This window comes from Xanthobacter versatilis, assembly GCF_043193975.1.
Lineage (GTDB): Bacteria > Pseudomonadota > Alphaproteobacteria > Rhizobiales > Xanthobacteraceae > Xanthobacter > Xanthobacter autotrophicus_E.
In genome coordinates this window covers 137226-157877 of the sequence record NZ_JBAFVB010000001.1, presented here as the reverse complement: position 1 = coordinate 157877, position 20652 = coordinate 137226, and the positions used below count along the sequence as shown (strand labels likewise).

The 20652-nt window shown below is 70.4% G+C and carries 14 protein-coding genes; 6 read left to right on the top strand and 8 right to left on the bottom strand.

Annotated elements, in window-relative coordinates; translation table 11 throughout:
* Window positions 1-14: 14 nt before the first annotated feature.
* From V5F66_RS00585 to V5F66_RS00565, 5 genes are all read left to right on the top strand, one after another.
* The gene (locus tag V5F66_RS00585) at window positions 15-713 is read left to right on the top strand and encodes a pirin family protein (RefSeq protein WP_394003257.1); all 699 of its coding nucleotides are present in this window, start codon (window positions 15-17) and stop codon (window positions 711-713) included.
* 62 nt (window positions 714-775) lie between these two features.
* Complete coding sequence (gene wrbA, locus V5F66_RS00580; protein WP_394092977.1) at window positions 776-1375, top strand: NAD(P)H:quinone oxidoreductase; 600 nt, start codon at window positions 776-778, stop codon at window positions 1373-1375.
* A 311-nt stretch (window positions 1376-1686) separates the two neighbouring features.
* Window positions 1687-3489 (top strand): IlvD/Edd family dehydratase, encoded by a 1803-nt coding sequence (locus tag V5F66_RS00575; protein WP_394092976.1) that lies wholly within the window; start codon window positions 1687-1689, stop codon window positions 3487-3489.
* Between the two features lie 9 nt (window positions 3490-3498).
* Window positions 3499-4431, top strand: a complete 933-nt coding sequence (locus V5F66_RS00570; RefSeq protein WP_394006284.1) for a dihydrodipicolinate synthase family protein — start codon at window positions 3499-3501, stop codon at window positions 4429-4431.
* 227 nt (window positions 4432-4658) lie between these two features.
* Entirely contained in the window at window positions 4659-5726 is a 1068-nt protein-coding gene (locus tag V5F66_RS00565) for an aldose epimerase family protein (RefSeq protein WP_394092975.1), read from the top strand.
* 54 nt (window positions 5727-5780) lie between these two features.
* Here V5F66_RS00565 and eda read toward each other — a convergent pair whose 3' ends face one another.
* The 4 genes from eda to V5F66_RS00545 all read right to left on the bottom strand — a co-directional run bounded on the left by eda (window position 5781) and on the right by V5F66_RS00545 (window position 10884).
* A complete protein-coding gene (gene eda, locus V5F66_RS00560) occupies window positions 5781-6422 on the bottom strand; it encodes a bifunctional 4-hydroxy-2-oxoglutarate aldolase/2-dehydro-3-deoxy-phosphogluconate aldolase (protein ID WP_394092974.1) in 642 nt (213 codons plus the stop codon).
* The gene (gene edd, locus V5F66_RS00555) at window positions 6419-8278 is read right to left on the bottom strand and encodes a phosphogluconate dehydratase (RefSeq protein WP_012113038.1); all 1860 of its coding nucleotides are present in this window, start codon (window positions 8276-8278) and stop codon (window positions 6419-6421) included. The genes eda and edd overlap by 4 nt, the downstream gene beginning before the upstream one ends.
* A 170-nt stretch (window positions 8279-8448) precedes the next feature.
* Window positions 8449-9924: a glucose-6-phosphate dehydrogenase gene (zwf, locus tag V5F66_RS00550; protein ID WP_394092973.1), complete on the bottom strand. Its 1476-nt coding sequence runs from the start codon at window positions 9922-9924 to the stop codon at window positions 8449-8451.
* Window positions 9925-10143: 219 nt separating this feature from the next.
* Window positions 10144-10884 carry an SDR family oxidoreductase gene (locus tag V5F66_RS00545; RefSeq protein ID WP_394092972.1) on the bottom strand — a complete coding sequence of 247 codons (741 nt, stop codon included), beginning with the start codon at window positions 10882-10884 and terminating at the stop codon, window positions 10144-10146.
* A gap of 115 nt (window positions 10885-10999) precedes the next feature.
* Between V5F66_RS00545 and V5F66_RS00540 the strand changes: the two genes are divergently transcribed.
* Window positions 11000-11902, top strand: coding sequence for a LysR family transcriptional regulator (locus V5F66_RS00540; RefSeq protein WP_394092971.1), 903 nt, complete (start codon window positions 11000-11002; stop codon window positions 11900-11902).
* Here V5F66_RS00540 and V5F66_RS00535 read toward each other — a convergent pair.
* From V5F66_RS00535 to V5F66_RS00520, 4 genes are all read right to left on the bottom strand, one after another.
* Complete coding sequence (locus V5F66_RS00535) at window positions 11874-12671, bottom strand: 4'-phosphopantetheinyl transferase family protein (protein WP_394006274.1); 798 nt, start codon at window positions 12669-12671, stop codon at window positions 11874-11876. The two genes, V5F66_RS00540 and V5F66_RS00535, sit on opposite strands and share 29 nt — an antisense overlap.
* A 30-nt stretch (window positions 12672-12701) precedes the next feature.
* The gene (locus V5F66_RS00530) at window positions 12702-13625 is read right to left on the bottom strand and encodes an alpha/beta fold hydrolase (protein WP_394092970.1); all 924 of its coding nucleotides are present in this window, start codon (window positions 13623-13625) and stop codon (window positions 12702-12704) included.
* 99 nt (window positions 13626-13724) lie between these two features.
* A complete protein-coding gene (locus tag V5F66_RS00525; RefSeq protein WP_394092969.1) occupies window positions 13725-14711 on the bottom strand; it encodes a patatin-like phospholipase family protein in 987 nt (328 codons plus the stop codon).
* The gene (locus V5F66_RS00520) at window positions 14708-20650 is read right to left on the bottom strand and encodes an SDR family NAD(P)-dependent oxidoreductase (protein WP_394092968.1); all 5943 of its coding nucleotides are present in this window, start codon (window positions 20648-20650) and stop codon (window positions 14708-14710) included. Before V5F66_RS00520 ends, V5F66_RS00525 begins: the two co-directional genes overlap by 4 nt.
* Window positions 20651-20652 lie beyond the last annotated feature (2 nt).

Below are 20652 nucleotides of genomic sequence, written 5' to 3'. Positions count from 1 at the left end.
CACGGAACACCGACATGATCGAGCATCGCCCCTTCGACAGCCTCGGCAAGGCCAACCACGGCTGGCTCAACGCCCGGCACCACTTCTCCTTCGCCAATTATTTCGATCCCGCCCGCCAGAGCCACGGCAAGCTCCGGGTGTGGAACGACGACGAGATCGCGCCGGGATCGGGCTTTCCGCCCCACCCGCACGCCAACATGGAAATCATCACCTATGTCCGTGAGGGCGCCATCACCCACGAGGACAGCCTGGGCAACCGCGGCCGTACCGTGGCCGGTGACATCCAGGTGATGAGCGCGGGGCGCGGCATCCGCCACTCCGAATACAATCTGGAAAGCGGACCCACGCGCATCTTCCAGATCTGGATCGAGCCGGATCAGGCCGGCGGCGCACCCACCTGGGGCACCCGCCCCTTCCCCAAGACCGACCGCTCAGGCCGCTTCGTGGCCCTGGCGAGCGGCATCGCGGGGGATGGGGACGCCCTGCCCATCCGGGCCCGGGCCCGGGTGCTCGGCGCCACGCTGAAGGCGGGCGAGACCATCGACTACGCCCCTTTGAGCGGCCTCAACACCTATCTGGTGCCGGCCACCGGTGCGGTGGAGGTCAACGGCCTGCGCCTCGACACCCGCGACGGCGCCGCCATCTCGAACGAGCCCACCCTCACCATCACCGCTCTGGAAGACAGCGAGCTGGTGCTGGTGGAAGCGGCCTGACGCCCTCTCCCCTCCCTCTCCGTTTCCCCCTTTCCGTTTCCCCCTTTCTCAAGGAGCCCACCATGGCCAAAGTCCTCGTCCTGTATTATTCCGCCTACGGTCACATCGAGCAGATGGCGGAAGCTGCTGCCGCCGGTGCCCGCGAGGCCGGCGCCACCGTCGACATCAAGCGCGTGCCGGATCTCGTGCCGGAAGAAGTGGCCAAGTCCGCCCACTTCAAGCTGGACCAGAAGGCCCCCATCGCCACCGTCGCGGAGCTGGCCGAGTATGACGCCATCATCGTGGGCGTGGGCACCCGCTTCGGCCGCATGGCCTCGCAGATGGCCAACTTCCTCGATCAGGCCGGCGGCCTGTGGGCGCGCGGCGCGCTGAACGGCAAGGTGGGCGGCGCCTTCACCTCCACCGCCACCCAGCATGGCGGACAGGAAGTGACACTGTTCTCCATCATCACCAACCTGATGCATTTCGGCATGGTGATCGTGGGCCTCGACTACGGCTACGGCGCCCAGATGACCCTCGACGAGATCACCGGCGGCAGCCCCTATGGCGCCACCACCATCACCGGCGGCGACGGCTCCCGCCAGCCCTCCGCCATCGAGCTGGACGGCGCCCGCTACCAGGGCAGGAAGATCGCCGAGACCGCCATCAAGCTGCACGGCTGATGGTGGGGGCCGGTCGGCCAGGCTGACCGGCCCTCGCTTCAAGCCCGCATGGAGCTTGAATATTCTGGAGCCGCATGGCGGCCGGGGCGAGCGCTCCGGCCGCTTTTTTTGTCCCGCGAAAGGTGTGAAAAGCCGGGCGGGGACCGGCTGTTCAGCCGCCCGATGCCGTGCCATAAATCGTTTTAAGAAGATGCGGCCAAAGCCGCGTTCAGGCCAGGGAGGACAGCCGCAGTGTCACGCAAAGACCCGCCGCGCGCCGATGATCCCGGCCTTGCCACGCCGCGCCGCAACGGCATGACGGGACACGCAGCATGAGCGACAAGACCAAGGGCAAGCCCGTGCAAGACACGCCCGTCCAAGACACGCCCGCCGCCAAGGAAGCCGCCAAGCAAGGCACCAAGCCCCTGCGCAGCCAGGCCTGGTTCGGCCGGCAGGACAAGATGGGCTTCTATTACCGCTCCTTCCTGAAGAACTCCGGCTTCCCCCAGGACCAGTTCGACGGCCGCCCGGTCATCGGCATCTGTAACACCTGGTCGGAGCTGACCCCCTGCAACGCCCATTTCCGCACCATCGCCGAGCATGTGCGCTACGGGGTGCTGGACGCCGGCGGCTTCCCGCTGGAATTCCCGGTCTCCTCCCTCGGCGAGGTGACCATGCGGCCCACCGCCATGCTGTTCCGCAACCTCGCCTCCATGGACGTGGAGGAGGCCATCCGCGCCCATCCCCTCGACGGCGTGGTGCTGCTGATGGGCTGCGACAAGACCACCCCCGCCCTGCTCATGGGTGCGGCCTCCGCCGACCTGCCGGCCATCGGCGTGTCCGGCGGGCCGCAGCTGCGCGGCGTCTATCGCGGCGAAATCATCGGCTCGGGCACCAACATCATCTCCATGAGCGAGCAGTTGCGCGCCGGGGAGATCACCCTTGCCGACTTCCACGAGGCGGAGGCGGCCATGAACCGCTCCGCCGGCAGTTGCATGACCATGGGCACGGCTTCGACGATGGCCTCGATGGTCGAGGCCCTTGGCCTCGGCCTGCCGGAGAATGCCGCCATCCCCGCCGCCGACGCCCGGCGCAACCTGCTGGCCCGCATGGCCGGCCGGCGCATCGTCGAGATGGCGAAGGCGGACCTGAAGCCCTCCGACATCCTCACCCGCGCGGCCTTCGAGAACGCCATCCGGGCGCTGGCGGCCATCGGCGGTTCCACCAATGCGGTGGTGCACCTGCTCGCCATCGCCGGCCGGGTGGGCGTGGAGCTGACCCTGGAGGATTTCGACCGCCTCGGCCGCGACGTGCACTGCCTGGTGGACCTCATGCCCTCCGGCCGCTTCCTGATGGAGGATTTCTACTATGCCGGCGGCCTGCCCGCCGTGCTGCGCACGCTGGGCGAGCGCGGGCTGCTGAACCGTGAGGCGCTCACCGTCAACGGCCGCTCCATCTGGGAGAATGTGGCGCAGGCGCCGTGCTGGAATAAGGAGGTCATCACCCCGTTCGAGGCGCCGTTCAAGGCCGACGCCGGCATTGCCATCCTGAAGGGCAACCTTGCCCCGGACGGCGCCGTGATCAAGCCCTCGGCGGCCTCTCCCGAGCTGATGCAGCACACCGGCCGCGCCGTGGTGTTCGAGAGCGTGGAGGAGATGCACCAAGCCGTGAACGACGAGGCCCTCGACATCGACGCCTCCTCGATCATGGTGCTGAAGCATTGCGGCCCCAAGGGCTATCCCGGCATGGCGGAGGTGGGCAACATGCCCCTGCCCGCCAAGCTGCTGCGCCAGGGCGTGCGCGACATGATCCGCATCTCGGATGCCCGCATGTCCGGCACCGCCTATGGCACGGTGGTGCTGCACGTGGCGCCCGAGGCCACCGCCGGAGGCCCGCTGGCCCTGGTGAAGACCGGCGACCTCATCACCCTCGACGTGCCCGCCCGTGCCCTGCACCTCCACGTGAGCGAAGAGGAACTGGCGCAGCGACGCGCCGCCTGGGTGCCGCCCGCTCCCCACGCCGAGCGCGGCTATCAGCGCCTCTACATCGACCATGTGCTGCAGGCGGATCGCGGAGCGGATTTCGATTTTCTCGTCGGCCGCACCGGATCGCCGGTGCCGCGCGACAATCACTGAAGGTGACCCATGCCCACGTTTACTGCCGCGCGCCCGTTCAAGGGCGTGTTCCCGGTGGCGCCCACCGTGTTCGACGCCGCCGGCGCGCTTGATCTGGACGGCCAGAAACGCGCCATCGACTGCATGATCGATGCTGGCTCCCACGGCATCTGCATCCTCGCCAATTTCTCCGAGCAGTTCGTGCTCACCGACGACGAGCGCGACCGCGTCATGGTCACGGTGCTGGAGCATGTGGCGGGCCGGGTGCCGGTGATCGTCACCACCACCCATTTCTCCACCGCCGTCTGCGCCGAGCGCTCGCGCCGGGCGCAGGAGCTGGGCGCGGCCATGGTGATGATCATGCCGCCCTACCACGGCGCCACCTTCCGGGTGCCGGAAGCCTCTATCTACGACTTCTATCGCGGCGTCTCCGACGCCATCTCCATCCCCATCATGGTGCAGGACGCGCCGGTGGCGGGCACGCCTTTGTCGGTACCGTTCCTCGCCCGCATGGCGAAGGAGATCGGCAACCTCGCCTATTTCAAGATCGAGGTGCCGCAGGCTGCAGCCAAGCTGCGCGCGCTGATCGAGGCCGGGGGCGATGCCATCGAAGGGCCGTGGGACGGCGAAGAGGCCATCACCCTGATGGCCGACCTCGACGCCGGCGCCACCGGCGCCATGACGGGCGGCGCCTATGCGGACGGCATCCGCCAGGTGACCGATCCCTACTTCGCCGGTGACCGCGAAGCCGCCATGGACGCCTACCAGCGCTGGCTGCCGCTGATCAATTACGAGAACCGCCAGTGCGGCCTCGCCGCCTGCAAGGCGCTGATGAAGGAAGGCGGCGTTATCGCCCACGAGACCGTGCGCGCGCCCCTGCCGGCCATGCACCCCGCCACCCGCGCCGGCCTGATCGAGATCGCCCGCCGGCTTGACCCTCTGGTGCTGCGCTGGGGGAAATGATCATCCGCTGATCCGGGGCGTCATCTTATTTGCCGTCGCCCTCGGTCTTCGACCGAGGCCAAGTGTCCGCGTTTCAACTCGGGGGCTCCCGAGTTGAAGATTCTGGGACCGGTTTCGGCAATAGCCGGAACCGGGCGCCGCGCGGGCTTGACCGATGGCCCACGAGCTAAGCTCATGGGCCATTGACATATCCATGCCGGACCGCTGCCGTTCGAGGGCGAGACGCGATGACGACCCCCATCCTGCGCGAGAATTTCGGCCTGCTGCCCCATGGCCCGGTGGTGGAGCGGGTGCGCCTCCTGGGCGCCGGGGGCTTCGAGGCGTCGGTCATCACCTATGGCGCGGCGCTTCAGGCGCTGCATGTGCCCGACGCCCATGGCGTGCTCGCCGACGTGGTGCTCGGCCATGAGGACGCGGCCGGCTATGGGCGGACACGCGATTTCTACGGCGTCACCGTGGGCCGCTTCGCCAACCGCATCGCCGGGGCGGCCTTCGACCTCGACGGCGTCCGCTTCACCGTGGAGGCCAATGACGGCGCCAACATGCTGCACGGGGGCTTCAACGGCTTCGACCGGGCGCTGTGGACCATCGAAGCGGTGGACGAGGACCCGGTCCCGGCCGTCACCCTGCGCCACATCAGCCCGGACGGGGCCGGCGGCTTTCCCGGCACGCTGGATGCCCGCGTCACCTACAGCCTCTCGGGCCTCGGCGAACTCACCATCGCCTTTTCGGCGGTGACCGACCGGCCCACCGTGGTGAACCTCACCAACCACGCCTTCTTCAACCTGGACGGGGTAGAGACGGGCGGCGACATCCTGGGCCATCACCTCACGCTCGTCGCCGAGCGCTTCCTCGCCACCGATTCCGCAGCGATCCCCCTGCCCGGCCCGCCGCGCACGGTGGATGGCACGCCGTTCGATTTCCGCGCCGGCGCGCTCATCGGTGCGCGCATCCGCGACGACGACGAGCAGCTGCGCTTCGGGCGCGGCTACGACCATAACTACTGCCTTGAAGCGACCGACACGCCTCGCCTTGCCGCCCGCGTGCGGGCCGCCCGGTCCGGCCGGGTGATGGAGCTGCTGACCGACCAGCCGGGCGTGCAATTCTATTCGGGCAACGTCATCGACGGCGCGGCGCAGGGCAAATTTGGCCGCCTGCACCGCCAGTCCGACGCCTTCTGCCTGGAGCCGCAGGCCTGGCCCGACGCGCCGAACCGGCCGGATTTTCCCTTCGCCCGGCTCGACCCCGGCGCGACCTACCGGCACATCTCCATCTACCGCTTCTCGACGCTTTGAGACCGCGCGGCGCGGGAGCGAGGGGATCTCGCCCTCACCCCCGGGTGTCCGTCCTCAGGCCTTGAGCGCTGCCGCCGCCCGGCTCGCGGCTTCGATGGCCGCCCAGTCGCCGGCGTCCACCTGCGCCCGCGGCAGCATCCAGGAGCCGCCGACGCAGATCACGTTGGGCAGGGCCAGATAGCGCGGCGCGGAGGCGAGGCTGATGCCGCCGGTGGGGCAGAAGGTGAGCTGCGGCAACGGCGAGGCGATGGAGGCGAGATAGGCGCTGCCGCCCGCCGGCTCCGCCGGGAAGAACTTGGCGAAGCGGTAGCCGCGCTCGATCAGGCCCATGGCCTCCCCGGCCGTGGCGATGCCGGGCAACAGCGGGATGGCGAAGGAGGCGGCGGCGTCCAGCAGGCGCGGCGTGGCGCCGGGCGAGACGGCAAAACGCGCGCCGGCCTTCTCGGCAGCCTCCAGCTGGGCGGCGTCGAGCACCGTGCCGACGCCGGGAATAGCGCCCTCCACCTCCTGCGCCACGGCGCGGATGGCGTCGAGGGCAGCCGGCGTACGCAGGGTGATCTCGATGGCTGGCAGGCCGCCCGCCACCAAAGCGCGGGCCAGCGGAACGGCATCGGCGGCGCGCTCCACCACCACCACGGGCACCACCGGGGCGCGGGAGAGAATGGAATGAAGCCCGGGCTGGATCTGATCGGTCACGCGAAAACCTCCTGGAAAATGCTTGCGCCCTTTTCGGCCTGGCCGACGGCGTTTCGGAAGGGGGCGAAGAGCTCGCGGCCGACGCCGGAGTGGGAAGCGCTGAGGTCCACGGTCACCGCCGGGCGGGCGGCCCATTCGGCGGCCGGGACCAGAACCTCGAGGGTGCCGGCCACCGCGTCCACGCGGATGAGGTCGCCGTCGCGCACCTTGGCGATGGCGCCGCCGTCCACCGCTTCCGGCGTCACATGGATGGCCGAGGGCACCTTGCCCGACGCCCCCGACAGCCGCCCGTCGGTAACGAGGGCCACCTTCAGCCCGCGATCCTGCAGCACGCCCAAGGGCGGCATCAATTTGTGCAGCTCCGGCATGCCGTTGGCCTTGGGGCCCTGGAACCGCAGCACCGCCACCATGTCGCCCGTCAGCTCGCCGGCCTTGAAGGCGGCCTGAAGCTCCTCCTGGGCATGGAACACCCGCGCCGGCGCCTCGATGACGTGGCGCTCGGGGGCCACCGCCGAGGTCTTGATGACCGCCCGGCCGATGTTGCCGTCGAGCACCTTCAGCCCGCCGGTGGCCTGGAACGGATCGGCCGCCGTGCGCAGCACCTTGGCGTCACCGGTGACGGCGGGGCCGTCGCGCCAGGCAAGGCTGCCGTCTTCGGCCAGAACCGGCTCCTTGGTATAGGCCGCAAGCCCGCGCCCGAGGATGGTCTCGGCATCGGCATGCAAGAGACCTGCGCCCAGAAGCTCGCGGATGACGAAGGCCATGCCGCCGGCGGCGTGGAAGTGGTTCACGTCGGCCGTGCCGTTGGGATAGACCCGGGTGAGCAGGGGCGTGACCTCGGCGAGGTCGGAAAAGTCCTGCCAGGTGAGGGCGATGCCGCCGGCCGCCGCCATGGCCACCAGATGCAGGGTGTGGTTGGTGGAGCCGCCGGTGGCGTGCAGGCCGACGATGCCGTTCACGAACGCCTTTTCGTCCAGCATCCGCCCCGCGGGGATGTAATCGTTGCCCAGCGCGGTGATGGCCAGCGCCCGCTGCGCCGCCGCCCTGGTGAGGGCATCGCGCAACGGCGTGTCGGGGGTCACGAAGGAGGCGCCGGGCAGATGCAGGCCCATGATCTCCATGAGCATCTGGTTGGTGTTGGCGGTGCCGTAGAAGGTGCAGGTGCCGGGGCCGTGGTAGGACTTGGATTCCGCCTCCAGCAGCGCGTCGCGGCCGACCTTTCCTTCCGCGAACAGCTGGCGGATCTTCGACTTCTCGGTGTTGGACAGGCCCGAGGTCATGGGACCGGACGGGATGAACACCGCCGGCAGATGGCCGAACGACAGCGCCCCGATCACCAGCCCCGGCACGATCTTGTCGCAGATGCCGAGGAACACCGCCGCATCGAAGGTCTGGTGGGAGAGGGCCACGGCGGTGGAAAGCGCGATCACGTCGCGGGAGAACAAAGACAGCTCCATGCCGGCCTCGCCCTGGGTGACGCCGTCGCACATGGCGGGCACGCCGCCGGCCACCAGGGCCACGCCGCCCACGCCACGGGCGGCTTCCCGCAGCAATTCCGGATAGCGCTCATAGGGCTGGTGGGCGGAGAGCATGTCGTTATAGGCGGTGACGATGCCGAGGCTCGCGCCCTGGCCCTCGCGCAGCACCGCCTTGTCGCCGGGGGCGCAGGCGGCGAAGCCATGGGCCTGGTTGGCGCATCCCAGCGCCTGGCGGCGGGGCTTGTGGGCGGCAGCGGCGGCGATGCGATCGAGATAGCGCTGTCTCTGATCGCGGCTGCGCTGCGCGATCCGCTCCGTCACCTCCCCGATACGGGCGTTCAGGGGGGCGGGCGAAGCGGACGGAGTTTCGGCGGACATTGGCGGTCTCCTCCCGGAGGGCATCCGCCGATCCTGTGGCGGCTCTCCCGGCAATCGGTTTCTTGTAGTCAGCTCTTATACGCGCATCTTGCGACCATCTGTTGGCACGAGCCAGCTTTTGGCGCGACCCTGCCGGTCAAATCCGGCAGGGTGCAAGCGAAAACGGGCGTTCAGTCGTCGCCGGACCAGGTCCGGCCGTCGCGCTCGATGAGGGCGATGGCGGCAGCGGGGCCCCAGGTGCCGGCGGTATAGGGCTTGGGCGGCTCGCGGGAGGCGCGCCACGCCTCGAGGATCGGGTCCACCCAGCGCCACGCCGCCTCCACCTCGTCGCGGCGCATGAACAGGGTCTGGTTGCCGCGCACCACGTCCATGAGCAGGCGCTCATAGGCATCGGGATTGCGCACGCCGAAGACGCTGGCAAAGCTCATGTCGAGGGGCACATGCTCAAGCCGCATGCCGCCGGGGCCGGGATCCTTGATCATCAGCCACAGCTTCACGCCCTCCTCCGGTTGGAGCCGCAGCACCAGCACGTTGGCCCGCAGCGTGCCGGCGGAGGCATCGAACACCGAATGGGGCACCGGCCGGAAGGTGATGACGATCTCCGACACCCGCGATGCCAGCCTCTTGCCGGTGCGCAGGTAGAAAGGCACGCCGGACCAGCGCCAGTTGCCGATTTCCGCCTTCAGGGCCACGAAGGTCTCGGTCTCGGAGGTGGAGGAGCCCAGCTCCTCCAGATAGCCCGGCACCGCCCCGCCCGACGAAGCGCCGGCGCGATACTGGCCGCGCACGGTGACCTGGCCGGCATTGGCCTCGGTGATGGGCAAAAGCGCCTTGAGAACCTTCAGCTTCTCGTCGCGCACCGCATCCGCATCCAGCGACACGGGGGGCTCCATGGCCACCAGGCAGAGCAATTGGAGAATGTGGTTCTGCACCATGTCGCGCAGGGCGCCGGCGGTGTCATAGTAACCGGCACGGCCGGCGGTACCGATGTCTTCCGCGACCGTGATCTGCACATGGTCGATGTGGGCGTTGTTCCACACCGGCTCGAACAGGTTATTGGCAAACCTGAGCGCCATCAGGTTCTGCACCGTCTCCTTACCGAGATAATGGTCGATACGGTAGACGTTGCGCTCCTCGAAGACTTCGCCGATGGCCTTGTTGAGCGCCACAGCGCTCTCCAGGCTCTTGCCCAGTGGCTTCTCCACCACCACCCGCGCACCATCCACGGCGATGCCGTGCGCGCCGAGCCGGGAGCAGATGGGGCCGAACAGGGCCGGCCCGGTGGCGAGATAGAACACCCGGATCATGTCCGTGTGGGTGGCGATGAGGGCCGCAAGCTGCGGCCAGCCGCCCTCGCCTTCCGCCTCCACCGGCACATAGGTGAGGCGGGCGAGGAAGCGGGCCACGTCCGCATCCTCGAGGTCGCCGGCCGGCACATATTCGGTGATGGCGGCGCGGGCGAAGGCGACGAAAGCCTCCGGCGTCATCTGCTGGCGCGAGGCGCCGACGATGGCGGCGCGCTCCGGCAATTGTCCGGCCCGGTCGCGCTGGTACAGCGCAGGCAGCAGCTTGCGGCGGGCAAGGTCCCCGGTGGCGCCGAACACCGTGAGGACGAAGGGTTGCACCGGAATGACGCGACTCGACATCGGAGATTCGCCTTGCAGTGGGGCCCGCCAGGCCGGGACTGCGGGTCCGGCGCCTGGGTGCGGCACGAGCCGGGGAGGCTCGGCGAGATTTATGCGGCTGACCCCTCCCGCGTCAATTAATAACTTCACATGATTTATATATTGGCGTCGAATCGCATGGGAATCGGCCGCGCCGGGACGCGGGCACAGGCGGCCTCTGAGCTGCGGCAACCGCCGCGATCAGATGATACCGCCGTTGGCCCGCAGGGTCTGGCCGTTGATCCAGGCACCGTCCGGCCCCACCAGAAAGGCGACGGCGGCGGCGATGTCCTCGGGCTGGCCGAGACGCTCCAGCGGTGCGAGCTTGGCGAGGCGATCCACCACCTCCTGCGGCTTGCCGTCGAGAAACAGCCTGGTCGCCGTGGGCCCCGGCGCGATGGCGTTGACCGTGATGCTGCGGCCGCGCAGCTCCTTGGCGAGGATGCTGGTCATGGCCTCGACGGCGGCCTTGGTGGCGGCATAGACGCCATACGTGGGCTGCAGCAGGCCGACCACGCTGGACGAGAAGTTCACGATCCGCCCACCGTTGCGCAGCCGCCGCGCCGCTTCGCGCAGGGTGTTGAAGGTACCCTTCAGGTTGACCGCAATGTGGCGGTCGAACAGCGCGTCGTCGCTGTCGGCGATGGACGCGAGGGCCATGATGCCGGCCGTGTTGATCAGCACGTCGACGCCGCCGAAGGCGGTTTCCGCGCTGTCGAACATGCGACGCACGGAATCTGCATTGGAAACATCGGCCTGGGCGGTGAGGGCATGGCCGCCCGCCGCCACGATTTTCGCCACCAGAGCGTCGGCCGGCGCGGTCTTGCCCGCGTAGTTCACCACCACGGTGAAGCCGTCGCGCGCGAGGCGCTCGGCCACCGCCGCGCCGATGCCGCCCGCGGCTCCGGTCACGATCGCAACCTTGCTGGTGTGAGTGGTCATGGTCTTCGCTCCTGTGCCGACCGCCGGTGTGGCGGCGGGTTGGTGGAGACAATGCCCATTTCCCCACGCCAGATAATCGCCCATGATCCGGCATCATTATTCGAGACTGCGAACAATGGATCGTTTCGATGCCATGCGGGTCTTCACCCGGATTGTCGAACGCAGGAGCTTCACCCAGGCGGCCGGGGATCTCGGCCTGCCGCGCTCCTCGGTCACCGACGCGGTGAAGGGACTGGAGGCGCGGCTGGGGGTGCGGCTGCTGCAGCGGACCACGCGGCATGTCAGCCCGACCCTGGATGGTGAGGCCTATTACCAGCGCTGCGTCAGCCTGCTCGCCGACCTCGAGGATGCCGAGGGCGCCTTCGTCGGAGCCAAGCCCTCGGGCCTCATCCGCATGGATGTCCACGGCACCCAGGCGCGGCATTTCCTGCTGCCCGGCCTGCCGCGCTTCCTCGCCACCTATCCCGGCATCCGGCTGCACATGAGCGAGACCCACCAACCGCTGGACCTGATCCGCGAGGGCTTCGACTGCATCCTGCGCGCCGGCGAACTCGCCGACAGCCCGTTGATCCGGCGGCGCCTGGCGACCCTTGAGCGCGGTACCTTCGCGAGCCCCGGTTATCTCCGGCGCTTCGGCACGCCGCGCACGCCGGAGGAGCTTGAAGGGCACGAGATGGTCGGCCTACTGGCCACCGACACCGCCAAGATCTCGCCCTTGCTGTTCACCGTGGCCGGAAAAGTGCGGCAGCTGACGTTGCCCGCCTCGCTCACGGTGACAGGGCCCGAGACCAACGTGGCCGCCGCCTGCCTCGGCATCGGACTGATCCAGGTGCCGCGCTACCGCGTCGCCGCAGAGCTTGCGGGAGGCGCCCTAGCGGAGGTCCTCGCGGACTTTCCGCCCGCCGCCCTGCCGGTCCATGTGCTGTATTCGCACACCCGCCAGCTCTCGCCGCGGCTGCGCGTGCTCATCGACTGGATGGCCGTCCAGTTCAGGGAACGGGCCGGGCCGGCGCTCTGACGCTACCCGCGCAAGGGAGAACGCTCTCGATGGGCAGCAGCCGCCATGCCACCGGTCCCGGGACCCGCGCGGCGACGGCCAGAATATGGTCCGGGCCAAGGTCGCATTGGTGGAGGTGCCAGTCGCCGGCCGTCCCGAACTGCTCGGAGAGATGGGCGACGGCCGGAGCCCCCTCGCCGGCGGGACCTTGTCCCCCGAGGCGGAAGGAGACGGCATTGCGCGGCAGCGACAGGCCCAGGCCCACGGCCTTGGCGAAGGCCTCGCGCAGGGTCCAGTAGGCAAACGCCTTGCGCCGGGCGGAACCACCGGAAGCGGCAAGGTCTGCCACCTCGGCATCGGCCATGACCATGGCCATGGCCTCCAGCGGAACCTCGCGGCCGTGGGCCTCCACATCGACGCCCACCTGCGGCGCGCGGGCGATGGCAATGGCGATGGCCTGCCCCGAATGGGACAGGCTGAACCCCGGCCCCGCCTCGAACGGTCCGGCGAGGAACGGCTTGCCATAGGCATCGCGGGTGAAGGCGAGGTCCCGCGGACCGACCCCCATGACGCGGCCGAGCGCCAGCCGCATCACCCCATGGGCCAGAAGAAACATGTCGCGGTCGCGGGGAAAAGCGAAGGCCCGGCGGCGGGCCTCCTCCTCGGGGCTGAGGCAGGCCATCACGTGCCGGCGCACGTCCTCCTGCGCCAGCACGTGGGTGAAGCCGTGCAGGACCAGCACCTCGCCGGGTGCAGCCCCGTGGGCGGACACGCCGTCCTCAAGCCGCATCGCGATCCCCCCTCTCCGCGCCCCTGCGGATTACGACACCGAGCGGATGAAGGCGATGATCGCCTGCTGGGCGGGCGCGTCCCACAGCAGGGGCGCGTGACCCTGGTCCGCCACCTCATGGATCACGAGGCCCGGATGGCGGGCCGCCATGTCCTCCACCGTGCTGGCCGAGAGCACGTCCGACAGCGCGCCGCGCACCACCATGGCCGGGACCTGCGCGAGGGCATCGAAGCCGGGCCACAGGTCCGGCAGGGGCTTGCCGGGATCGATGGCCTTGAACGCCTCGCCCAGCGCCGGATCATAGGAGAGGCACGGCTTGCCGCCCGCATCGCCGTAGATCTGGCGGGCGAAACGCTCCCACTCGGCATCGGTGAGGGCCGGGAACATGAAGCCCTGGGTCGCCTTCAGGTCGGCGACGGCCTCCGGCCAGCTCGCCTTCAGCGGCGCGCCCACATAGCCGCCGATGCGCAGGATGCCGGACACTTCCACCACCGGGCCGATGTCGTTGAAGATGGCGCCGGCGAACAGGTCCGGACGCAGGATGGCCAGCACGAACATGACGAGGCCGCCCCGCGAGGTGCCGGCCAGCACCGCCCTCGTGATGCCGAGCACGGCAAGGCCGGCGAGGATGTCCTGCGCCTCCTGGATGGGCGTGTAGGTGGTATAGGGCGCATGGCCCGAGCCGCCGCGCCCGCGATAATCGAACGCCACCACGCGGGTCGGATGGGCCGCATCGGCCACCAGCGCTTCGGCAAGCGCCTCATAATCCCGCGAATTGCGGGTGAGGCCGGACAGAAGCACCACCGGCAAAGGCGCTGCGGCATCGCCCCATTCACGCCCGAACAGGGCGACGCCATCCGCGCTCGGATAGGCGAAGAAGCGGGCCGGGGCGGTCTTTCCCGGTTCTGCTCCGGCCGGCTCCACGCCGCTCTGCATCCCGTTTTGCTGGTCCATGCTCCCCCCTCCCGGCCGCTGTGCCGGCGTCCCTTGAAGCCGCCTCTCCCCAGCGGCGGCCGGCGGCCCGAAAGCCGAGCCGGCGCCGCCGCACCCCGGTCACGAAACGGGAGCTGCCGGCGCCTTCACGGCGGCGGCGGGATCGTTCCAGCCGTGGGCGTTGAGCCAGTCCACGGTGGTGTCCAGCACCGCATTGGTTTCCGGCGCGTCCCAGGCCGGCCCGGTGAACACCGGCGGATCGACGCGGCGGAAGCGCGAGCCCAGAAGCTGAGCGCACTGGGCGCTGGTGGCGGCGGCGCCGGCCTGCAGGAACAGGTCCACCAGCACCAGCGGGTTGAACGGATCCAGCAGCCACTGGCGATAGCCCCAATCGGCGCTACCCTCGGACAGGCCGGGCGAAAGATAACGGGACTGGCCCGCGAGGTTGCGCGGCGTGCCGATGGACAGAAGGGCGATGTCCTCCAGCGCCTTCTGCTGGGCCAGCGCCGAGGTGATCGCCGTCAGCGCCGGATTGTTGGAGGCCACCGCCCCGTCCACATAGGCTGGGCCGGTCTGCGCCCCGCTCTGGTAGATGGGATATTGCAGCGGCATGGCCATGGTGCGCAGCACCACGTCCGCGATCAGCTCCACCCGGCCGAGATCGCCGGGGAAATTGCTGAAGGTGCGCGGCAGCCAGCTGCGCTGCCCGTCGGAGAGGGCGTTGTCGAGCTGCACCGTGTTGACCAGCACCGGCCGCTTCACGTCGGCGAGGATGGCGCCGGCACCGAACACCTCGTCGCAGAACGTCTTGATGCGCCCCGTGGTCATGGCGGCATTGTTGCCCAGCACGGTGCCGGCGATGGACCACGGCGTCTGGCTCTCGCGCACCTCGTCATCGAAGCGCAGCACCGCCTCGAAGGCCAGCACCGGATCGTCGAACCACGCCAGCAGCAGCGCGTTGACGGCGCCGTTCGAGGTGCCGGCGAACAGGTCGGTCTGGCGCAGGACGCTGAAGCCGAGCACCTCGGCCCGGCGCTCCAGCGTCGAGAGGAACACGCCGGCCTTGCCGCCGTTGCCGCCGTCCAAAGACAGGATGCGATACGTCATACCCCTTCTCCCTTTCGTGCTCCGGCCTCACCATCGAGAAACGGCTTCAAGCGGGCGGCAAGCGTCGCCGCCCCCTCGGGATCGAGAATGATCGACATGTGGTTGCCTGGAAGATCCACGCGCACCACATCGCCGGCAACATGGGTCCGCAACTCCGCCTCCAGCGGATCGTCCGCCCCTTGCGAGGACCCCGCGCGGAACAGCACCGCGCCTGCGGTGATGCGGGAGGGAGAATAGCGGTATCCCATCGTCGTGTTGAGATTGAAGATGCGCAGGGAGCGCCCGACACCCGCCCAGAAGGCGCGATCGAGCCTCAGCTCGCGGAAGCTGGCCGGCAGGCTCAGCCCGATGAGGCGCGCCAGGGCGGCGAGATCGCCATAGGAGCGCGGCAGGCGCACCTGCGTCACGAACGTGCCCATGCGCCACAGCGCCTTCACATGGCGCAGGGGATCGCGCGAGCGCACGAAATTCTCGGTCTCCATCACCGCGCAGTCGAGGAAGGCCAGCGTCGCCACACGCTCGCCTGTCTCCTCCAGCAGCCGCGCCATCTCGAACGCCACCGGCCCACCTGAGGACCAGGCGGCTACGTGGTACGGCCCCTCAGGCTGGCGCACCCGCATCGCTTCCACATAAAGCCGCGCCATCTCCTCCACGGTGGAGAGAGGCGGCGCATCGTCAATCAGCCCCGGCGCCTGGAAGCCGTAGAGCGGCTGGTCGCGGCCAAGATGATCGGCAAGGAACAGGTAGCACCAAGGGCTGCCTCCGGCCGGATGGACGCAGAACAAAGGCGGCCCCCGGCCTTCCGGCTGCACCGGCACGAGGCAATCGGGCAGCGGCCGGCGATCCGCCTCGGCCGGCGCGTTGGCGGCGATCCAGCGGGCCATGCCGCGCAGGGTGGGGGCCTCGAACAGGATGCGCAGGGGCAGGTCCACCCCGAACGCCGCGCGCACCCGGTGGACGAGGCCGGCCGCCACCAGCGAATGGCCGCCGGAGGTGAAGAAATTGTCGTCCGGCGCAATACTCGGCCGCTTCAGCAGCACGCTCCAGATGGCTGCCAATTCCGCCTCCACCCCATCCTGCCCGCCCTCGACGGCCAGCGCCACGCCCTCGTGGCGCGACAGGGCTTCGGTGTCGATGGTGCCGTCCGCCGACCGGGGCATGGCATCGAGCACGCGCAGCGGGCACGGGATCGGCGTGCCGAAGCGATCGGCCACATCGTTCACAGGCGCCGCCGGCACGGCACCCGGACGCGGCACCACGAAGCCGGCCAGCCCCTGCAACGGCCGCGCCGGCTGGCGCACCCGCGCCCGGACAAATGGCGAGGCGCCATCGAGCCCGATGGACAAAGGCGAAGTCCCCAGCGCCAGCGCCGCCTCAAGGCTGGCGAGGGCGTCCTCCACCGGCAGGGTGCGAAAGCCCCGCGCGGCGGCAAATTCCGCCGCCCCGCTGTCGGCGCCCGCCGGCGCGCTCATGCCGAGGTCTTGCCAGCGGCTCCAGTTAAGGCAGAGCACACGGGTTCCCTCCCCCACCATCCCCGCCAGAGCGGCATTGGCGGCGGCATAGGCTCCCGCCTCGGCGCCGCCGAAGATAGCGTTCACCGACGACCACAGCACCACGAACCCGCCGGGCCGGCGCGCCATGGCCTCGATCACCACCCGCGCGCCCACCGCCTTCGGCGCGAAGGCTGCCGCCAGCCCCTCCGCCGTCTCCTGCGCCAGCGCTCCGGCCGGCGAGATGCCGGCGAGATGGAAGGCGCCGTCGAGGGGGCCGCCGAAGTGTTCCTCCGCCACGCGGATGGCGGCTTCCAGCGCATCGGCGTCGGTGACATCCACGGCGCGGGTGAGCAGGTCCGGGCCATCCTCCTCGCTGCCCCCAGCGGAGCGCCCGACCACGAGCAGCCTGGCCCGGCAGCGCGCCGCCAAATGGCTCGCCAGCGCCCGCCCGATGCCGCCGGTGCCGCCGGTGATGAGATAACGCCCGCCAGTCTTCAGCCGGAGCGCTGGCTCGCGGGGCGCGCGACCGGGGTCAACCGGCTCCAGCCTTGGCACGAAGCGGCCAGTGGGCCGCAGCGCCACTTCCGCCTCGCCAGCGGGCGCGCGGATCTCGCGGGCCAGCCGGGCCATCAGGTCGGGTGCGGTGGCGTCCAGCCCGCCGACATCGATCTGCCGGCAGGCGAGGCCGGGCATCTCCTGCGCGGCGGTGCGCAGCAGGCCGCGCAGGGCAGCACGGACGGGGTCGATGCCCTCGCCGCTCCCGGCCCCGCCGCGCGTCACCAGCGTGAGCGCCACAGGCGGCCTCCCGCGCCCCAGTTGCTGGAGCAGGGCGAGCGTGGCCGCGAGTTCCAAGCCGGCCCGCGCCCGGAAATCATCCAGCGTCTCGCCGGCGGGCACGGGAGCCAACGGACGCAGGTCCACTACCGTGTCGGCCCGCGCATCAGCGAGAGCCACCTGAAGGCCCCCATCCACATCGGCACCAGCCGAAACCACCGGCACGCCCTCCCGCTCCAGCGCCTGCGCCAGCGCGGCGGCGAGCCCATCCGGGCCGCCCAGAAACACCACGCCGCGCGGCGGAACAGGCTCCGCGTCCAGATCGCGCCGCACCCAGCTTTCCGCGTGGAACCACGCCGGCACCGTGCGCGCGCCTGCGCCCTGCGCCAGTTGCGCCATGAGGCCGGCGCGCAGCTGCATGCGCTGGATCTTACCGCTGGTGGTCTTGGGAAAATCCGGCTGGGGGATCGCCGTCACATGGGCCGGGGCGATGCCGAGCCGGGCCGTCACCGCCGCGCGGATGGCGTCGGCCACTGCCGATGCGTCCGCCTCGGGGCGGGGAGAGAAGAACAGGGCCAGCGCCTCGCTGCCCGTTGCCGCATCCGGCACGGCGCAGGCCGCGGCAAACGTGGGCTGGACGCCGTCCACCGCATTCACCAGATCCTCGATCTCGTAGCAGTAGAAATTGGCGCCGTTGACGATGATCAGCTCTTTCTCGCGTCCGGTCAGGGCGAGATTGCCATCGCGGATGAAGCCGAGGTCGCCGCTGTTGAACCAGCCATCGCCCACGAAGGCCTCGGCATTGGCGGCATCGTTGCGCAGATAGCCCGGCGTGATCACGCCGCCCTTGATCTGGAACCGCCCGATAACCCCCTCCGGCACCAGCGCGCCGGCGCCGTCCACGATGCGGATGGCCACCCCCGGCACCGGCGGGCCGAGCTTGATGAAGCTCACCGCCTCGGGCGCATCCGCCGCCACCGGCCGCAGCCGACCACCGAGGGAAGCCTTGTCGATCCAGTGCACCGAGCGGGCGGGGTCGAAGCCGGTCTCATAGGTCATGCAGGTGCAGGCCTCGGCCATGCCGAAGGCTGGCTGCATCGCCTCCGCCCGCAGGCCGAAGGGCGCGGTGAGGGCGAGGAATTCGGAAATCACCGGCAGTGTCGCCTGCTCCCCCGCATTCATGAGGGTGCGCACGTGGCCGAGCGCGAAGCGGCGGCCGGGGTCCCGTCGCAACGCGTCCGACACCAGCTTGAAGCCGAAGTTCGGCGACCAGCTGCGGGTGACGCCATGGCGGTCCATCAGGTCGAGCCACAACAGCGGATCGGCCAGCACTGCCGCCGTCTCCACCTGGATCTGGGTCATTCCCAGATACACGTCGCGCAGGTGCCAGGTGAGCATGGGCACCACATGGTCCATGGGCAGCCAGTTCAGCGCCACGTCGTCGGCGCCATAGCCGTTGACGCGCACGGTCGCGTGGATGTGCGCCACCACCCCGCCATGGGTGATCTGGATGCATTTGGGCGTGCCGGTGCTGCCGGAGCTGAGCTGGAGGAACAGCACGTCCGCGGGCGCCGCCGCGTGCACGGTTTCGAGGGGCGGGTGGTCCGCAAGCTGTTCCAGCGCCAGCACACGCGGCGCGGCATCGGCGAAGCGCGCCAGCCCCGCGAGAGGGGGCGCCAGCGCGGCGGGGGCCAGCACCACCGGGCGGCCCAGCAGCTCCCAGGCATTGATGAGCTTGGCCACCAGCGCGGTGCGCTCGGTGAAGGTGGCGCTCACCGCCACCGTCACCGGCTTCACGCCAGCCAGCACGCAGCCCCAGAAGGCGGGAAGATGGGCCCGCAGGTCCGCCACTTGCAGGATGGCCATGTCGCCAGGCTCAAGCCCCGCTGCCTTGAGCCCGCCGGCGATGCGCCGCGCCTCCTCAAGCAACGTGGCATAAGTGAGCCGCCGGGACGGCCCCGTGCCTTCGAACAGGATGCCCTTGTCGCCGGCTCGTTCCGCCGTGCGCAGCAGGGCCTCGGTGAGGGTGCGGGCGGCGTCGGCCGGCAACTCCTGCGGCCCGCCATCCGCCAGCGCCCATGGGCCTTCGGGGGCGGGCGGCGGCTCCGGCGCGACCGTCGCGGGGGACGGGAGCGGCGCCACCGCCGGCAGCGTGACCAATGCCGGCTCGGGCGCCAGAGCCCGCGTCACCACGGCGGCTTCCGCGATACCGTCCATGGGTTCCAGAAGCGCACGCCACTGCGCGGCGGCGACCGCATCGGGCACCGGCAGGCGGGCCAGCGCCACGTCGTCCACCGCCCCGGCTTCAGTGAGAGGCAGGGCTGCCACCGCGACGAAGGCCGCCGGCCGCTGCCAAAGCGGCAGGACGCGTTCGGCATGAGGCGCCCACCCCTCCGGCGCCGCATGGCCATCCGGCACGATGTAAGCCACGAGGCGGGGTGAACCCGCATTATCCACCCGTTCCAGCACCCGGCAATCGGCGATGCCGGCCTGCCCGCGCAACTCCGCCTCGATGACGGCGAGGCCGAAGCGCAGGCCGCCCGTCTCCACGCGGCGGCCACCATCGGGCCGGCGCTCGAAGCGGCCATCGGCGCGCTGCCGCGCCCGCACGCCCGGCGCCACCTCCGGCAGTTCCGGCGCGGGGGTCACCGCGAGGTTGCCGACACCGCCCAGCGGCACCTTCTGACCATGGCGATCGAGGATGCGCAGGGGGGCACCCATCAGTGGCGCGCCCTCGCCCACCGGCTGCGCCAGCACCGGCCCGCCAGCTTCCGCGACCTGCCACAGGGTGAAGACATGGGCCCCCGCCGGGCTGGCGGCACCGGGGGGCGGATCGGCATCGAGGAACACCAGCCGCAGCGCAGTTTCATCCAGCAGCGGCAAGCCAGCAGCCGGCAGCAGCGCGCACGTCGCCGCCGTGGTGCGCGCAAGCTGTGCCAGAGCGGCCGGCTCACGCTCCACCGGCGCCAGCGCCACCGTCGCGCCCACCGTCAGCGGCCACAACAGGCTGGTGACGGCCGATATGTCGTGGAGGGAGGAGGCGCACAGGCTGACATCGCCGTCCCCCAGCCGGAATGCCGCCCGCAGCCACGCCAACCGCTCCGCCACAGCGCGCGCTGGCACGACGAAGAGCGCCCGCTCCGGCGCGATCAGGGCGAAGGCGGATGGGTCGGTGGGGGCGGCCTCAGCAACACCGGCCTCAGCAACACCTGCCTCAACAAGACCTGCCTCCGAACCTACCGCGTCCGTGAGCACGAACCGCGCGGATGCCCGCAACCGGTCGAGCCGCGCCGGCGCGTCCTCCGGCTCCAGCGGCAGGATTGCGCAGCCGGCCTTCAGGATGCCGATGAGGCCGGCAATCAGCGCAGGCCCGCGCGCAAGGGCGAGCCCCACGACATCCCCCGGCCGCGCGCCCCGGCCGCGCAGGGCATCGGCCCATGCCGCCGCGCGGGCATTCAGTTCGCCATAGGTCAGCCCGTCGCGGCCATCGGACACCGCCGGGGCGGCGGGCATCAGCCCGGCCTGACGCTCGAACAGGGCCACGAAGCCCTCGGCCGGGGCAACGGCACGGCCTTTTCCCTCCGCCATCAGCCGCGCCAGCAAGGCACGCTTCTGGGCGGCGGAAAGGCCGGTGCCGGCCCCGGCGGGGCCATCGTCCCGGGCGATGCTCATGA